Here is a 14,899-nt window from a genome sequence, read left to right as displayed (position 1 = left end):
GCAGCGGCCGCCCTGCCGCCAATCGTTACTTGTCGTCGGTGAAGACGGCCGCACGGTTCTCCTTGCGCGCCGCGACCGCTTCCTCGAAGTTGCCGGTCAGCAGCCGGATGTAGAGCTGACCGAGGCCCTCTGCCTGCATATGAGCTTCGAGGGAGCCGGCGTCGAGCCCGCTCCACAGGGTGCGCTTGGTGAGTTCTGTCCCGGGCCGGGAGAACCCGGCGATGCGCTCGGCCAGGTCGAAGCACGTGTCCAGGAGATCCTGGGGGGCCACCTGCCGCGAGACCAGCCCGATCCGCTCGGCCTCGTCGGCACTGACGTCGCGGCCGGTCAGCATGATCTCGAAGGCCCGCGACGATCCGATCGCGCGCGGCAGGAGATAGCTCAGGCCCAGCTCGGAGGCGGTCAGCCCGTTGTTGATGCCCGCGGCGCGGAAGTACGCCTCCGTCGAGGCGACCCGGATGTCGGCGGCCAACGCCAGGCACAGGCCGCCGCCGATCGCGGCACCGTTGACCGCGGCGATCACCGGTTGGTGCAGCTTGCGCATGCCCAGGATCACGTCGTCGAGCAGTTCCATGGACCGCAGGCCGAAGCTGGGCCGAGTGAGCCCGTCGACATGCGGCACGGACCCGGCCGACTTGTGGTCGGCCCCCGACGAGAAGCCACGGCCGGCACCGGTGAGGACGACGGCGCGGACGTCGTTGTCATGGCTCAGTTCGTCGAGGACCGCTTTGAGCGGCACCATGACGTCGAACGCCATCGAGTTCATCCGCTCCGGCCGGTTCAGGGTCACCAGCGCAACGTGCGGACGGGGGGTGTCGACGAGGACGAACTCAGCCACGCCAGCAGGCTATCCGGCGCGGCCCCGCGGCATCAGGCCTGGCCGTCGTCCTGGGCGGCCATTGCGGCGTCGATGTCGAATTCTTTGACCTTCTGGATCAGGTCTTCCAGCGCCGCAGGCGGCAGCGCACCCGCCTGGTTGAACACCAGCTTGCCCTTCTTGAAGGCCATCAACGTCGGGATCGAGCGGATGTCGGCGGCCGCGGCGAGATCCTGTTCGGCCTCCGTGTCCACCTTGGCGTAGACGACGTCGGGGTGCTTCTCCGACGACGCTGTGAACGTCGGGGCGAAGGCGCGACACGGCCCGCACCAGGACGCCCAGAAATCGACCAGAACGATGTCGTTCTCGGTGATGGTAGCGTTGAACTCTTCGGCGGTGATGTCTTTCGTGGCCATGTTGACGTCAACGTCGAACGCCGGGCCTGTGTTCCCCTGTCAGAGTTGGTAGGCGCGGACCCAGTCGACCTTCATCTCGGCGTTCATCGGGACCGAGGCGCTGGGGTCGCCGGTCCAGGGGTTGCCCACGGCGACGTTGAGGATCAGGTAGTGCTCCCATTTCCCGGAGAACGGCGTCCAGTCACCGCCCCGCGCCTCGTACTCCGCTTTCGTCACCCGGCCCACCTCGACACCGTCGACCCGCCAGATGATGCGGTCGGCGTACCAGTCCATGCCGTAGGTGTGGAACCCTGCCGACAGGTCGACGCCCAGGTCGGCGTCGATGTTGTCCATCTTCACGTCGACGCCGTTGTTGCCCTTGGCGGGGCCGTGGATGTTGCCGGTCCAGGTGCTCCGTGAGGCGGGAGTGCCGAAGCCGGGGATTTCCATGATGTCGATCTCGCCCTGGCGTGGCCAGTCGAACTCGTGACCGGGTTCCAGGCCGACGGTCCAGAACGCCGGCAGCAGACCCGAGTCCGGCGGCACCTGGATGCGGGCCTCGACGCGGGTGCCGACGCCGATCGACTGCTTGCCGTAGGTCACGACGCGGGCCGAGGTGTAGTTGTAGGGAGCGCCGAGCCCGTCCGGTGTGCGTTCCCGGCGGACCTGGATGACGAGGTTCCCGTCGGCGTCGACGACGATGTTGTTGCCGTCGGTGTAGTACTGGTTCTCGCCCGCCGACTGGCCCCAACGCCCGGTCTGTGAACCCCAGTACTTCAGCGCTTCCTCCCGGCTGCTGAAATTCGTCTCCCACAGCAGTTTTGGCTGCGAGGTCCCGGGGGGTTGACCGACGGGCGGACCCGACGGCTGGCTGTTCAGCACGTCGCGGTAGATGTCCTGGCGGCGCACCAGCCATTTGTCCGCCTTCGCCGCCGACACCGGGATGTCGAGCCAGTCCGTGCCCATCTTGCGGCTGCGGATTCCGACGGCGTAGAGCTTGTCCACGATCATCGATCCGACGGTCACCCTGGTGCTCGTCGCGGCGGCGAGCAGCACGGCGTCGGGTGTGGTGCTGCTCGCCGTGACCGAGGTGCGCGCTGACGTGAGCGTCGCGGGGGCGACGGTGACCTCGCCCGTTTTCGGGGCTGCGTCCGGGGCCTCTTCCGGGGTCGACGACTTGACTGTGCGGGACGGGCGCTCCGCTGCGGTGGTCGCACGGTCCGCGCGGGGGGTGCGGTCGCGTCGCTGCGGGCGGCTGTCCTCCCCCGCCGTCTCGTCCGAGTCGGCGCGGGGGCGCTCGACTCGGCGCTGGGGCGCGTCCACCTCGCGCTCCTCGGATTTCCGGGCCTGTCCACGCGGAGACAGGCGGGACGGTCTGCTCACCGCACCCGCTGAGGCCGAGTCGGCTGCCGCCGCCGAGTGTGCGGCCGAACCGGGATCGTCCGGGGCTGCGCCAGCGGAGCCCGCCCCGGCGACTCCCGCCGCCATCAGCCCGGCCGCGACGATGCCTCCGGCGAGAAAGTGTTTGCCGCTGAGCGCCGTTGTTCCCGTGCGCTGCGTGGATTGCATCACCGAACTCATTTCTCTTGCCGAGACAGTTAACGAAAGGCGAAGCAAAGTGAACACCACAGCAGAGGAATGACCAGCGAACCACAGAACTGTAACTAAGTGCAGTTCAGACCATGCTAGCGAGCGAATCCCCGGTGCTCAGCAAACGTTATACATAACGCGTACGGGAGTTGCACGCTTTCTCGACAATTTCGGATGACGCCCAGAATCGTCACATTTCGAACGCTCTCGGAGATCCCCGAGAATGCATTTGTGGCGTAGCTGTGAATATTCGCTCGATCCTCGGAGATCTGCGAATGTGCATGGTCGGGACGGTGCCATGGGCCAGTGGCGCCATAGCCGCATCGACGACGGCAAGATCAGGAGAGCATGGCGGATGATGAGACCCATGCCCACTCCCCGTGTACTGATCTTCGACGTCAACGAGACGCTGCTCGACATCGAGGCGCTGGCGCCCACGTTCGAGGATCTGTTCGGTGACCGGCGGGTACTGCGTGAGTGGTTCGCGCAGTTGATCCTGTACTCGATGACGGCCAGTCTTGCCGGGAGCTACACCGACTTTTTCGCCCTCGCCCGCGGGGTCCTGCACATGGTCGGTGGCGTCCACGGAGTGCCCATCACCGACGACGACTGGCAGCGGGTCGGGGAAGCCCTGCGCTCGATGCCCGCGCACGACGATGTCGCCGACGGTCTCGCCGAGCTGCGCGACCGCGGCTACCGGCTGGTGACGTTGACGAATTCACCGTCGGTCACCCGTGCGCCGAGTCCGCTGGAGCGGGCCGGCCTGGGTGACTTCATCGAGCGGCAGTTCAGTGTCGACACCTACCGCATGTTCAAACCGGCCACCCGCCTGTACGAGCAGGTGGCCGCCGACCTCGGCGTTGCACCCACTGAATGCATGATGGTGGCCGCGCACGTCTGGGACACGATCGGCGCACAGAGCGCCGGGATGTCCGGGGCGTTCGTGGCCCGGCCCGGCAATGCCGTCATTCCGACGCTGCCGCTTCCGACCGTCGTCGCCGCCGACCTGGTCGACCTGGCCCGCCAGCTCGACTGATCAGACGGTGAAGCCCAGGGCGCGCAGTTGCTCGCGACCGTCCTCGGTGATCTTGTCCGGGCCCCACGGCGGGTTCCACACCCAGTTGATGCGCAACTCGTTGACCAGGCCGGCGCCGACGAGAGCCGTGCGGGACTGGTCTTCGATCACGTCGGTCAGCGGGCAGGCCGCCGAGGTCAGGGTCATGTCGATCAGCGCGACATCGCCCTGCTCGCCCTTCTCCACGTTGACGCCGTAGACCAAACCGAGGTCCACGACGTTGATGCCGAGTTCGGGGTCGACGACATCACGCATCGCCTCTTCGATGTCGGCGAGCTGTTCTTCGGTCGGTGCGTCACTCATCAGTTCTCCTCCGCAGAAGTCTCATCGGGTCCATGCGCCTGCGCCAGCGCTGCTTTGAAAGCGGTCCACCCCAGCAGCGCGCATTTCACCCGCGCCGGATACTTGGCGACACCGGCGAATGCGACGCCGTCGCCCAGCACGTCCTCGTCCCCGTCGATCGTGCCCCGCGACGACACCATCTCCGAGAAGGCCGCCACCGTCTTGAGCGCGTCCCCGACAGTCTGGCCGATCACCTGATCGGTCAACACCGAGGTCGAGGCCTGGCTGATCGAGCAGCCCTGCCCGTCGTAGGAGATGTCGGTGACCGTCTCCCCGTCGTCGGACAGGGCGACGCGCAACGTCACCTCGTCGCCACACGTCGGATTGACGTGGTGCACCTGCGCCGCGAACGGCTCCCGCAGGCCGCGGTGGTGCGGGTGCTTGTAGTGGTCCAGGATCACTTCCTGGTAGATCTGCTCGAGTCTCACGAACGACCCCCGGTCGCTTCGCTCCTGCCCGCCGGATCGAAGAACTCCACGGCGCGGCGCACGCCCGCCACCAACCGGTCCACTTCCTCGGCGGTGTTGTAGACGGCGAACGAGGCGCGGGCCGTCGCGGCGATGCCGAACCGACGGTGCAGCGGCCACGCGCAGTGATGTCCCACGCGCACGGCCACCCCGTCGTCGTCGAGCACCTGGCCCACATCGTGGGCGTGCACGCCGTCGACCACGAACGACACCGGCGAGCCGCGGTCGGCCATCGTGGTCGGGCCGATCACCCGGACACCGTCGATCTCCGAGAGCCCGGCCAAGGCAGCCACAACCAGTTCGCGTTCGTGGTCCTCGACGGCAGGCATGCCCAGCCCGTCGAGATAGCGTGCGGCGGCGGCCAATCCGACGACCTGCGAGGTCATCGGGGTGCCCGCCTCGAAGCGCTGCGGTGCGGGCGCGAACGTGGTGGCCTCCATCGTGACCGTCTCGATCATCGAGCCGCCGGTCAGCACCGGAGGCATCGCGTCGAGCAGCGCACGCTTGCCGTACAGCACACCGATGCCGGTGGGTCCGAGCATCTTGTGCCCGGAGAACGCCGCGAAGTCGACGTCGAGGGCATGGAGATCGACGGGCTGGTGCGGTACCGACTGGCAGGCGTCCAGCAGCACCAGTGCGCCCACCGCACGCGCCCGGGCCACCAGCTCCTCGACCGGCGCGACGGCCCCGGTGACGTTCGAATGATGGCTGAAGGCAACGATTTTCACGCGCTCATCGAGCTGCAGCGAATCCAGGTCGATGCGGCCTTCTTCGGTGATCCCATACCAGCGCAGCGTCGCGCCGGTGCGCTGCGCCAGCTCCTGCCAGGGCACCAGGTTCGCGTGATGCTCGAGCTCGGTGGTGACGATGACGTCTCCCGGGCCGACGACCCGGTCGAACCGCCGATCCCCCAACGCATAGGCCACGACGTTGATGGCTTCGGTGGCGTTCTTGGTGAACACCAGCTCGTCGGTGTCGGCGCCGACGAACGCCGCGATGTCCTCGCGGCCCTGTTCGTAGGCGTCGGTCGCCTCCTCCATCAGCTGGTGGGCGCCTCGGTGCACCGCACCGTTGGAGGTGAGCAGGAACTCCCGCTCGGCGTCGAGCACGCACAACGGCTTCTGCGACGTCGCGCCGGAGTCCAGGTACGCCAGCTGGTTACCGCCGCGCATGACCCGCGACAGGATCGGGAAATCAGCCCGGACTCTGGCCAGTTCGGCCGCATCGAGCACTCGCGCAGCCGTCACGGTCACGCCCCCGCGGCGGCCTGGGTGAAGCGCTCGTAGCCGTTCGCTTCCAGTTCGTCGGCGAGCTCGGGCCCGCCCGATTCGACGATTCGGCCGCCGACGAACACGTGGACGAACTGCGGCTGGATGTAGCGCAGGATGCGGGTGTAGTGCGTGATCAGCAAGACGCCGCCGTTCTCGGCCTCCGCGTAGCGGTTCACGCCCTCGCTGACCACCCGCAGCGCATCGACGTCCAGACCGGAGTCGGTCTCGTCGAGGATCGCGATCTTGGGCTTGAGCAGACCGAGCTGGAGGATCTCGTGGCGTTTCTTCTCACCGCCGGAGAAGCCCTCGTTGACGCTGCGCTCGCCGAACGACGGGTCGATGCCGAGATCGGTCATCGCACCCTTGACCTCTTTGACCCAGTGCCGCAGCTTCGGCGCCTCACCCCGCACCGCGGTCGCGGCGGTGCGCAGGAAGTTCGACATCGACACCCCCGGCACCTCGACCGGGTACTGCATGGCCAGGAACAGGCCGGCGCGAGCGCGCTCGTCGACGCTCATCTCGAGCACGTCCTCGCCGTCGAGGGTGATCGAGCCGCCGGTCACGGTGTACTTCGGGTGCCCGGCGATCGCGTAGGACAGCGTCGACTTACCGGACCCGTTGGGGCCCATCACCGCATGCGTCTCCCCCGACTTCACGGTCAGGTCGACACCCTTGAGGATCGGGATCTCTTCGCCCTCGGGGGTGTTCACCGAGACGTGCAGATCTTTGATGTCCAGTGTGGTCATGGTCAACTCTTCTCGGTAATCGCGAGTTCGCGTTCGATGGCGTCGGTCAGGCGGTCCCGCACGGCGGGGACGGAGATCTTGGCGATGATCTCGTGGAAGAAGCCGCGGACCACCAGGCGGCGGGCCTGCTCTTCGGGAATGCCGCGGGCACGCAGGTAGAACAGTTGCTCGTCGTCGAAACGGCCAGTGGCGCTGGCGTGGCCGGCGCCGACGATCTCGCCGGTCTCGATCTCGAGGTTGGGCACCGAGTCGGCGCGTGCGCCGTCGGTGAGCACCAGGTTGCGGTTCAGCTCGAAGGTGTCGGTGCCGGTGGCTTCGGCGCGGATCAGCACGTCGCCCACCCACACCGTGTGGGTGTCGGGTCGCTTCGACTCCGGATCCCCCTGCAGCGCACCCTTGTACGTCACGTTGGAGCGGCAGTTGGGCTGCGCATGGTCGACGAGCAGCCGGGATTCGAAGTGCTGGCCGTCGTCGGCGAAGTACAGGCCGAGCAGTTCGGCGTCGCCGCCGGGCGCGGTGTAGCGCACGCGGCCCGTCAACCGCACCACGTCGCCACCCAGGGTGACCGCCGCGTGCCGAAGCACGGCGTCGCGGCCCAGTGTCGCGTGATGCGTGCTCACGTGCACTGCGTCGTCGGCCCAGTCCGCGATGGAGACCACCCGCAGTGTCGCGCCGTTTCCGACGACGAATTCGATGTTGTCGGCGTAGGTTCCGCTGCCGCGGTGGTCGAGCACCACGACCGCTTCGGCCAGTTCGCCGAGGAGGATCTGGAGGTGGCCGTAGGCGGTCGCACCCTCGCCGGGTCCGGTGATGACCACCTCGATCGGATCGGCGACCACGGCCTGGGCGGGCACCTCGATCAGCGTCGCCGTCTCGAACGACGAATACGCTTGCGCTGCAACCCGGTCGGCAGGCACGCCGGCTTGTCCGAGCCGGTCGTCGGTGCGGGAGACCCGCTCGACCCGTACGTCATCGGAACCGGTCACCTCGACGGTGGCCTCTGCCGTGGCGGCGGCCGACCCGTCGTGCAGGCCGCGCAACCGCTTCAGCGGGGTGAAACGCCAGATCTCGTCGCGACCGCCGGGTACCTCGAATGCGTCGACGTCGTAGGAGGTGAACAGCTCGCCCTTGGTGGCGCCCTCGAGGGCCGCCGTCAGATTGGTGTTCGCCACTAGCCGACCGCGCCTTCCATCTGCAGCTCGATCAGCCGGTTGAGCTCCAGCGCGTACTCCATCGGGAGCTCCTTGGCGATCGGCTCGACGAAGCCGCGCACCACCATCGCCATCGCCTCGTCCTCGGTCAGACCGCGGCTCATCAGGTAGAACATCTGGTCTTCGCTGACCTTCGAGACCGTCGCCTCGTGGCCCATCGTGACGTCGTCCTCGCGGATGTCGACGTAGGGGTAGGTGTCGGAGCGACTGATCGTATCCACCAGCAGCGCATCGCATTTCACGCTCGAACGCGATCCGTGGGCGCCCTTGTTGACCTGCACCAGGCCGCGGTAGGACGCGCGGCCGCCGCCGCGGGCGACGGACTTCGACACGATGTTGGACGACGTGTTGGGCGCCAGGTGCAGCATCTTCGCACCGGTGTCCTGGTGCTGGCCCTCACCGGCGAACGCGACCGAGAGCACCTCGCCCTTGGCGTGCTCACCGGTCATCCACACCGCGGGGTACTTCATCGTGACCTTGGAGCCGATGTTGCCGTCGACCCACTCCATGGTGGCGCCGGCCTCGGCGCGCGCCCGCTTGGTCACCAGGTTGAAGACGTTGTTCGACCAGTTTTGGATCGTGGTGTACCGGCAGCGACCGCCGGGCTTGACGATGATCTCGACGACCGCGCTGTGCAGCGAATCGCTCTTGTAGATCGGCGCCGTGCAGCCTTCGACGTAGTGCACGTAGGCGTCCTCGTCGACGATGATCAGCGTGCGCTCGAACTGGCCCATGTTCTCGGTGTTGATGCGGAAGTAGGCCTGCAGCGGGATGTCGACGTGCACGCCCTTGGGGACGTAGATGAACGACCCGCCGGACCACACCGCGGTGTTGAGCGCCGAGAACTTGTTGTCCCCGGCCGGGATCACGGTGCCGAAGTACTCCCGGAACAGCTCGGGATGCTCACGCAGACCGGAATCGGTGTCGAGGAAGATGACGCCCTGGGCCTCGAGATCCTCGCGGATCGAGTGGTAGACGACCTCGGACTCGTACTGCGCGGCCACACCGGAGACCAGGCGCTGCTTCTCGGCCTCGGGGATGCCGAGCTTGTCGTAGGTGTTCTTGATGTCGGCCGGCAGATCGTCCCACGTGGCGGCCTGCTTCTCACTGGAGCGCACGAAGTACTTGATGTTGTCGAAGTCGATGCCCTCGAGGTTGGACCCCCAGTTCGGCATCGGCTTCTTGTCGAAGGTGCGCAACGCCTTGAGGCGGACGTCGAGCATCCACTCCGGCTCGCTCTTCTTCGCCGAGATGTCGCGCACCACCGCCTCCGAGAGCCCGCGCTGGGCGCTGGCGCCCGCGACGTCGGAGTCGGACCAGCCGTAGCCGTACTTGCCCAGGGAGGCGATGGTCTCCTCCTGGGTCAGCGCTTCTGGCTTGACCTCCGGTGTGAGTGTCATTGCGACACACTCCTTTTGCTTGCTGACGGGTTCCGGCGCGGGCTGTGCGCCGGAACGTGGGTGGTGCAGGCACAATCCCCGTTGACGATGGTGGCGAGACGCTGGACGTGCGTGCCCAGCACCTCGGCCATCGCTTCTTGTTCGGCCTCGCAGAGTTCGGGGAATTCCTCTGCGACGTGGGACACCGGGCAGTGGTGCTGACAGATCTGCACCCCACCCAGCGGACCGCGCACCTGCGTGGTCGTGGTCGCGTAGCCGGCACGGCTCAGGGCGTCGGCAACGCGTTCCGCCGCGGCCTCGACGTCATCGGCGTCATCGGTCGTCGCGGGTGCGACGCCGGCCAGGATGGTGTCGATGCGCCGGCGGGCGAACGTGTGCACCGCGTCGTCCCCGCCGATCTCGCGCAACGCCCGCATGGCCGCCGACGCCAGATCGTCGTAGGTGTGCTCGAGCTTCGCGCGCCCGGCTGCGGTCAACTGATAGCGCTTGGCCGGCCGGCCGCGGCCCTCCTGCTGCCAGGCGGCCGCCGATTTGGCCTGCGCGTCGCCCGCCTCGATCAGTGCGTCCAAGTGACGGCGCACCCCGGCTGCCGACAGGCCCAACCGCTCGCCGATGCTGCTCGCCGTCGTCGTACCCGACTCCAGCAGCAGGCGCACGATCGCCGTCCTGGTGTCGCCGTCGGCGACCGATGACGACGGCACGGCGGCCGCCTTCTCAGCCGGCACGACGGTGCCCTCAGGACGGATTTTCACAACACCAGTGTGACGCAATTGCCGGGGCGGGTCCACCAAGGCCACCCTTATCGGATCCGTCATTCTTCTCACACGGTCGAGGCGACCGATCCGGGAATAGTCGCCCGCTACGCTGCCTGGGTGGCAGCCCGCCGACACTCGCTCAGCACCTCGATCGCCGGTCTCCACGGCGATGAGCGCACCGTCGGCAGTCCCCTCGACCCCGCCGAACTCGTCGCGCTGCACCGCACACGGCTGTTCGGCGCGACCGGCACCGTGCTGATGGCGATCGGCGCACTGGGCGCCGGCGCGCGACCCGTCGTGCAGGACCCCACGTTCGGCGTGCGCCTGCTCAACCTGCCGTCGCGCATCCAGACGGTCTCGCTGACCATGACCACCACCGGCGCGGTGATGATGACACTGGCCTGGCTCATGCTCGGGCGGTTCGCGCTGGGCAAGCGGCGCATGACGCGCAGCCAAGTGGACCGCACGCTGCTCCTGTGGGCGCTGCCGCTGCTGATCGCGCCGCCGATGTACAGCAAGGACGTCTACTCCTACCTGGCGCAGAGCGAGATCTCCCTGCAGGGCAGCGATCCCTACCGGGTGGGGCCGGCTCCCGGCCTGGGCCTCGATCACGTGTTCACGCTGTCGGTGCCGAGCCTCTGGCGTGAGACGCCCGCCCCGTACGGGCCGCTGTTCCTGTGGATCGGCCGCGGCATCTCGCGGATCACCGGCGAGAACATCGTCGAGGCGGTGCTGTTCCACCGTGCGATGGTGCTGCTGGGCGTCGGCCTGATCGTTTGGGCCACTCCGCGGTTGGCCCGCCGCTGCGGAGTGGCCGAGGTCAGCGCCTTGTGGCTGGGCGCGACGAACCCGCTGCTGTTCATGCACCTGATCGCCGGCATCCACAACGAGGCGCTGATGCTCGGCCTGATGTTGGCGGGCACCGAATTCGCGCTGCGCGGCATTTCCGCTTTCCCGAGAGGCGCGGCGTCGGGCGCGACCGAACGGCACCGCTGGTACGCCCCCGGCATGATGTTGGCCGGGACGGTGCTGATCACGATGTCCTCGCAGGTGAAGCTGCCCGGCCTGCTGGCACTCGGCTTCGTCGCGATGGCGTTGGCCGCGCGGTGGGGTGGCACGGTCAAAGCGTTCCTGACGGCCGGCACCGCGCTCGGTGTCGTGTCGCTGGCGGTGATGGCGTTGATCGGCTGGGCCAGCGGTCTGGGCTTCGGCTGGCTGTTCACCCTCGGTACCGCCAACGTGGTGCGCAGCTGGATGTCACCGCCGACGCTGCTGGCGCTGGGCACCGGACAGGTCGGCATCCTGCTCGGCCTCGGCGATCACACCACCGCCGTCCTCGCGCTGACCCGCGCGATCGGCGTGACCCTGATCGCGATGTTCGTCACCTGGCTGCTGTTCGCCGTGCTGCGAAACCGGCTGCACCCCGTCGGCGGGCTCGGCGTCGCACTCGGCATCACCGTGCTGCTGTTCCCGGTGGTGCAGCCGTGGTACCTGCTGTGGGCGATCATCCCGCTGGCCGCCTGGGCCACCCGGCCGGGCTTTCGGGCCGCGGTCATCGCCGTCACGCTGATCGTGGGCATCTTCGGACCCACCGCCAACGGCGATCGCTTCGCACTGTTCCAGATCGTGCTGGCGACACTGGCCAGCACCGTGATCGTGCTCGCGCTGATCGCGTTGACCTACCGGTGGCTGCCGTGGCGGGCAGTGCCGGAGGCCGCGACGGGGCGCCTCGACGAGCCGGTAGGAGCGGCCGATAAGGCCGACGCCTACGCTGAATCTCCGTGACCTCCCGTTCCGGCGCCGCGCCAGTGCGGTTACGTGGCGTGACCAAGCGGTACGGCGCCACGGTGGCAGTGTCCGAGCTGGACCTGGAAGTGGGCGCCGCGGAGATCTTCGCGCTGCTCGGCCCCAACGGCGCAGGCAAGACCACGACGGTCGAGATGTGCGAGGGCTTCGCCCGTCCCGACGCCGGCAGCATCGAGATCCTCGGCCTCGACCCGGTGGCCGACAACGCCGAGGTCCGGGCGCGGACCGGGGTGATGCTCCAGGGCGGCGGCGCCTATCCCGCTGCGCGTGCCGGCGAGATGCTCCGGCTGGTGGCCTCCTATGCCGCCAACCCGTTGGACCCGGCGTGGCTGCTGGACACACTGGGGCTGACCGATTCGGCGCGCACCACCTACCGCCGGTTGTCCGGCGGGCAGCAGCAGCGCCTCGCGCTGGCGTGCGCGGTGGTCGGCCGTCCCGAGCTGGTGTTCCTCGACGAGCCGACGGCGGGCATGGATGCGCATGCGCGTCTCGTGGTGTGGGAACTGATCGATGCCCTCCGCCGCGACGGCGTGACGGTCGTGCTGACCACCCACCAACTCACCGAGGCCGAGGAACTGGCCGATCACATCCTGATCATCGATCGGGGTCAGGCCGTGGCCGGCGGCACACCGGCCGAGCTGATGCGCAGTGGCGCCGAGAACCAGCTGCGGTTCCGGGCACCGCGCATGTTGGATCTCTCCCTGCTGATCGCGGCGCTGCCCGAGAGCTACCGCGCGACCGAGACGTCCCCCGGGGAGTACCTCATCGAGGGCCGTATCGATCCGCAGGTGCTGGCGACCGTCACCGCGTGGTGCGCCCGCCTCGACGTGCTCGCCACCGACATGCGTGTCGAGCAGCGCAGTCTCGAGGACGTGTTCCTCGACGTGACGGGGCGGGAGTTGCGGCAGTGAACACACCCGGCAACACACCGAACCGCTTCGCCGAGGGCACCTTCTCCCCCGATCCGCGGCCCGCGCCGGTGCCACGGATGCTGGCCGCGCAGTACGGGCTGGAACTGCGGCTGCTGCTCCGCAACGGCGAGCAGCTGCTGCTGACCATGTTCATCCCGATCACGCTGCTGATCGGGCTCACCCTGCTGCCGCTGGGCTCGTTCGGCCCGGACCGGGCCGCGACGTTCACCCCGGCGATCATGGCGCTGGCGGTCATCTCGACCGCATTCACCGGGCAGGCCATCGCGGTCGCCTTCGACCGGCGCTACGGCGCGCTCAAGCGCCTCGGCGCTACGGCGCTGCCGGTGTGGGGCATCATCGCCGGCAAATCGCTGGCGGTGGTGACGGTGGTCTTCCTGCAGTCGATCCTGCTGGGCGCCATCGGCATCGGCCTGGGCTGGCGGCCCGCCCCGGCCGGTCTCGCACTGGGCGCGGTCATCATCGCCCTGGGCACCGCGGTGTTCGCCGCTCTGGGCCTGCTGCTCGGCGGCACCCTGCGGGCCGAGATCGTGCTCGCGGTGGCGAACCTGATGTGGTTCGTGTTCGCCGGGGTGGGCGCGCTGACGGTCGAGGGCGGCACCGACGGTGGCATCGTGCCGCGCGCGGTGGCGTGGATCGCCAGGCTGACGCCGTCGGGCGCGCTGACCGAGGCGCTGACGCGTGCGATGACGCTCTCGGTCGACTGGTTCGGCCTTGCGGTGTTGGCGATCTGGGGTGCCGCCGCAGGCTTATGCGCGCTGCGCTGGTTCCGCTTCACCTGAGTTCGCCAGCTGCGGCAGCAGGTGCTCCAGCTGCCCGACCTCCTCGATGTTGTGCCGCACCCAGGCCTCGACCATCGCGGGCCGGAACCGTCGGCGTAGCAGCGCGTTGACCGGGGCCATCGCCGCGCTGCGCGCACCGATGTCCATCACGGAGACGTAGTGGGTGCCCTCGACGCCCGCCGACCACGTGTGTTCGAGCGCGAAGATCGGCACGCCGACGAGCCGCTGCACCAACCGGATACCGGTGACGTCGAGTTTCTCGACCCGGTCGACGACGTCGACGCGGAACCTCGGATCGCCGCCGAACGCCTCGACGATGTGGAACCGGGCGCCCTCCCCGGCGCCGCCCCCGGGCGCCGCGCGCCACAGCTCCCAGCGGATGTGGTCCGTCGGGTGCCAGGCCAGATAGCGGTCCACCACGTGCCCGCCATAGCGCATCGTGCCGTCGAGGTGGGTGAACCAGTCGAGCAGCATGGCCGGCGTCACCCCGGCGAGGGGCCGGTGGTCGATCGTGACCCGGCGGCGGCCGTGGGCGCAGTCGGTGAACTGCACCGATGCGGTGTCGATCGGCCGCAGCGGATACAGCACGGGAAGTGTCGGGTGGTACATGTCCGTCCTCCGAAGATACGTTTGCGTTTCTTACGCAGAACGGTACGATCGGCCATTAAGATACGCAAGCGTTTCTCAAAGGAATCGAGTGTGATCATGCCCACCACACGTCGACGCGGCGCTGAGCTGGACGCAGCGATCAGATCGGCCGTCATGGAGTTGCTGGCCGCACACGGCCCTGACGGCGTGACGATGGAGGCGGTCGCCGCGGCCGCGCGCACCAGCAAGCCGGTGCTCTACCGGCGATGGAGTGATCGGCGCGCGCTGCTGCGCGACACCCTCATCGAGGTCGCGGCCGCGTCGATCCCCACCGCGGACACGGGCGCCTTCCGCACCGACATGCTGGCTGTGCTGCGCGGATGGGCCGAGTTGTTCGCCGGCCCGCAGGGTCCGTTGATGCGTTCGATAGTGATGGCGGTGGCGGCCGACCCCGAGCTGGCCGAGACGTTCTACGCCGACGTCGTCGGGAGCCGTAAAGCCGACGTGACCGCCCTGCTGGAGCGCGGTATCGAGCGCGGCGACGTGCGCGCCGACATCCCCATCGGCGTCATCCGCGAACTCGGTCAGAGCGTGCTGTGGCACCACCTGCTGATCACCGGCGATCCCATCGACGACGAGCTCGTGCTCACGCTGGTCGACGACGTGCTGGTGCCGCTCACCGCCCCTACTACGGCTCGTAGTTAGCCGGGCTCTACCATCGACAC

General features: G+C 68.4%; 16 protein-coding genes. 5 read left to right on the top strand and 11 right to left on the bottom strand.

What is annotated here, in order from left to right:
• Positions 1–25 precede the first annotated feature (25 nt).
• Genes DMB80_RS11250 through DMB80_RS28540 form a run of 3 tightly spaced genes read right to left on the bottom strand, consistent with a single transcriptional unit; the run spans position 26 to position 2,781 of the window.
• Positions 26–838: an enoyl-CoA hydratase gene (locus DMB80_RS11250; protein ID WP_111509926.1), complete on the bottom strand. Its 813-nt coding sequence runs from the start codon at positions 836–838 to the stop codon at positions 26–28.
• Positions 839–870: 32 nt separating this feature from the next.
• The gene (gene trxA, locus DMB80_RS11245; protein WP_111509925.1) at positions 871–1,233 is read right to left on the bottom strand and encodes a thioredoxin; all 363 of its coding nucleotides are present in this window, start codon (positions 1,231–1,233) and stop codon (positions 871–873) included.
• A 39-nt stretch (positions 1,234–1,272) separates the two neighbouring features.
• Positions 1,273–2,781, bottom strand: a complete 1,509-nt coding sequence (locus DMB80_RS28540; protein ID WP_240431127.1) for a glycoside hydrolase family 16 protein — start codon at positions 2,779–2,781, stop codon at positions 1,273–1,275.
• A 388-nt stretch (positions 2,782–3,169) separates the two neighbouring features.
• On the opposite strand from DMB80_RS28540, the gene DMB80_RS11235 reads away from it, so the two are divergent.
• On the top strand, positions 3,170–3,838 hold the full coding sequence (locus DMB80_RS11235) for a haloacid dehalogenase type II (protein WP_111509972.1): 669 nt from the start codon (positions 3,170–3,172) through the stop codon (positions 3,836–3,838).
• Here the strand turns inward: DMB80_RS11235 and DMB80_RS11230 are convergent, their stop codons facing one another.
• Genes DMB80_RS11230 through DMB80_RS11200 form a run of 7 tightly spaced genes read right to left on the bottom strand, consistent with a single transcriptional unit; the run spans position 3,839 to position 10,138 of the window.
• The gene (locus tag DMB80_RS11230; RefSeq protein WP_046361951.1) at positions 3,839–4,180 is read right to left on the bottom strand and encodes a metal-sulfur cluster assembly factor; all 342 of its coding nucleotides are present in this window, start codon (positions 4,178–4,180) and stop codon (positions 3,839–3,841) included.
• A complete protein-coding gene (gene sufU, locus DMB80_RS11225) occupies positions 4,180–4,647 on the bottom strand; it encodes a Fe-S cluster assembly sulfur transfer protein SufU (RefSeq protein ID WP_111509924.1) in 468 nt (155 codons plus the stop codon). The genes DMB80_RS11230 and sufU overlap by 1 nt, the downstream gene beginning before the upstream one ends.
• Complete coding sequence (locus DMB80_RS11220; protein ID WP_420812169.1) at positions 4,644–5,918, bottom strand: cysteine desulfurase; 1,275 nt, start codon at positions 5,916–5,918, stop codon at positions 4,644–4,646. Before DMB80_RS11220 ends, sufU begins: the two co-directional genes overlap by 4 nt.
• A gap of 17 nt (positions 5,919–5,935) precedes the next feature.
• Entirely contained in the window at positions 5,936–6,703 is a 768-nt protein-coding gene (gene sufC / locus DMB80_RS11215; protein WP_111509923.1) for a Fe-S cluster assembly ATPase SufC, read from the bottom strand.
• A 2-nt stretch (positions 6,704–6,705) separates the two neighbouring features.
• Entirely contained in the window at positions 6,706–7,875 is a 1,170-nt protein-coding gene (gene sufD / locus DMB80_RS11210) for a Fe-S cluster assembly protein SufD (RefSeq protein ID WP_111509922.1), read from the bottom strand.
• Positions 7,875–9,314 (bottom strand): Fe-S cluster assembly protein SufB, encoded by a 1,440-nt coding sequence (gene sufB, locus DMB80_RS11205; protein ID WP_046361947.1) that lies wholly within the window; start codon positions 9,312–9,314, stop codon positions 7,875–7,877. Before sufB ends, sufD begins: the two co-directional genes overlap by 1 nt.
• Positions 9,311–10,138, bottom strand: a complete 828-nt coding sequence (locus tag DMB80_RS11200) for a helix-turn-helix transcriptional regulator (protein ID WP_111509921.1) — start codon at positions 10,136–10,138, stop codon at positions 9,311–9,313. The genes sufB and DMB80_RS11200 overlap by 4 nt, the downstream gene beginning before the upstream one ends.
• Positions 10,139–10,186: 48 nt before the next feature.
• Here DMB80_RS11200 and mptB point away from each other — a divergent pair, with 48 nt between their 5' ends.
• Genes mptB through DMB80_RS11185 form a run of 3 tightly spaced genes read left to right on the top strand, consistent with a single transcriptional unit; the run spans position 10,187 to position 13,586 of the window.
• On the top strand, positions 10,187–11,854 hold the full coding sequence (gene mptB, locus DMB80_RS11195; protein WP_111509920.1) for a polyprenol phosphomannose-dependent alpha 1,6 mannosyltransferase MptB: 1,668 nt from the start codon (positions 10,187–10,189) through the stop codon (positions 11,852–11,854).
• On the top strand, positions 11,845–12,786 hold the full coding sequence (locus DMB80_RS11190; RefSeq protein WP_046361944.1) for an ABC transporter ATP-binding protein: 942 nt from the start codon (positions 11,845–11,847) through the stop codon (positions 12,784–12,786). The genes mptB and DMB80_RS11190 overlap by 10 nt, the downstream gene beginning before the upstream one ends.
• Positions 12,783–13,586 carry an ABC transporter permease gene (locus tag DMB80_RS11185; protein ID WP_046361943.1) on the top strand — a complete coding sequence of 268 codons (804 nt, stop codon included), beginning with the start codon at positions 12,783–12,785 and terminating at the stop codon, positions 13,584–13,586. Before DMB80_RS11190 ends, DMB80_RS11185 begins: the two co-directional genes overlap by 4 nt.
• Here the strand turns inward: DMB80_RS11185 and DMB80_RS11180 are convergent.
• Entirely contained in the window at positions 13,554–14,195 is a 642-nt protein-coding gene (locus tag DMB80_RS11180; RefSeq protein WP_111509919.1) for a hypothetical protein, read from the bottom strand. The two genes, DMB80_RS11185 and DMB80_RS11180, sit on opposite strands and share 33 nt — an antisense overlap.
• Before the next feature lie 96 nt (positions 14,196–14,291).
• On the opposite strand from DMB80_RS11180, the gene DMB80_RS11175 reads away from it, so the two are divergent.
• Complete coding sequence (locus DMB80_RS11175) at positions 14,292–14,879, top strand: TetR/AcrR family transcriptional regulator (RefSeq protein WP_111509970.1); 588 nt, start codon at positions 14,292–14,294, stop codon at positions 14,877–14,879.
• Positions 14,880–14,899: the final 20 nt, after the last annotated feature.

Origin of the sequence: Mycobacterium kyogaense, from assembly GCF_003254575.1 — a bacterium.
In the GTDB taxonomy this organism is placed as follows: domain Bacteria; phylum Actinomycetota; class Actinomycetes; order Mycobacteriales; family Mycobacteriaceae; genus Mycobacterium; species Mycobacterium kyogaense.
The sequence above is the reverse complement of the archived record's forward strand: the minus strand, read 5'-3'. Positions and strand labels throughout refer to the sequence as shown.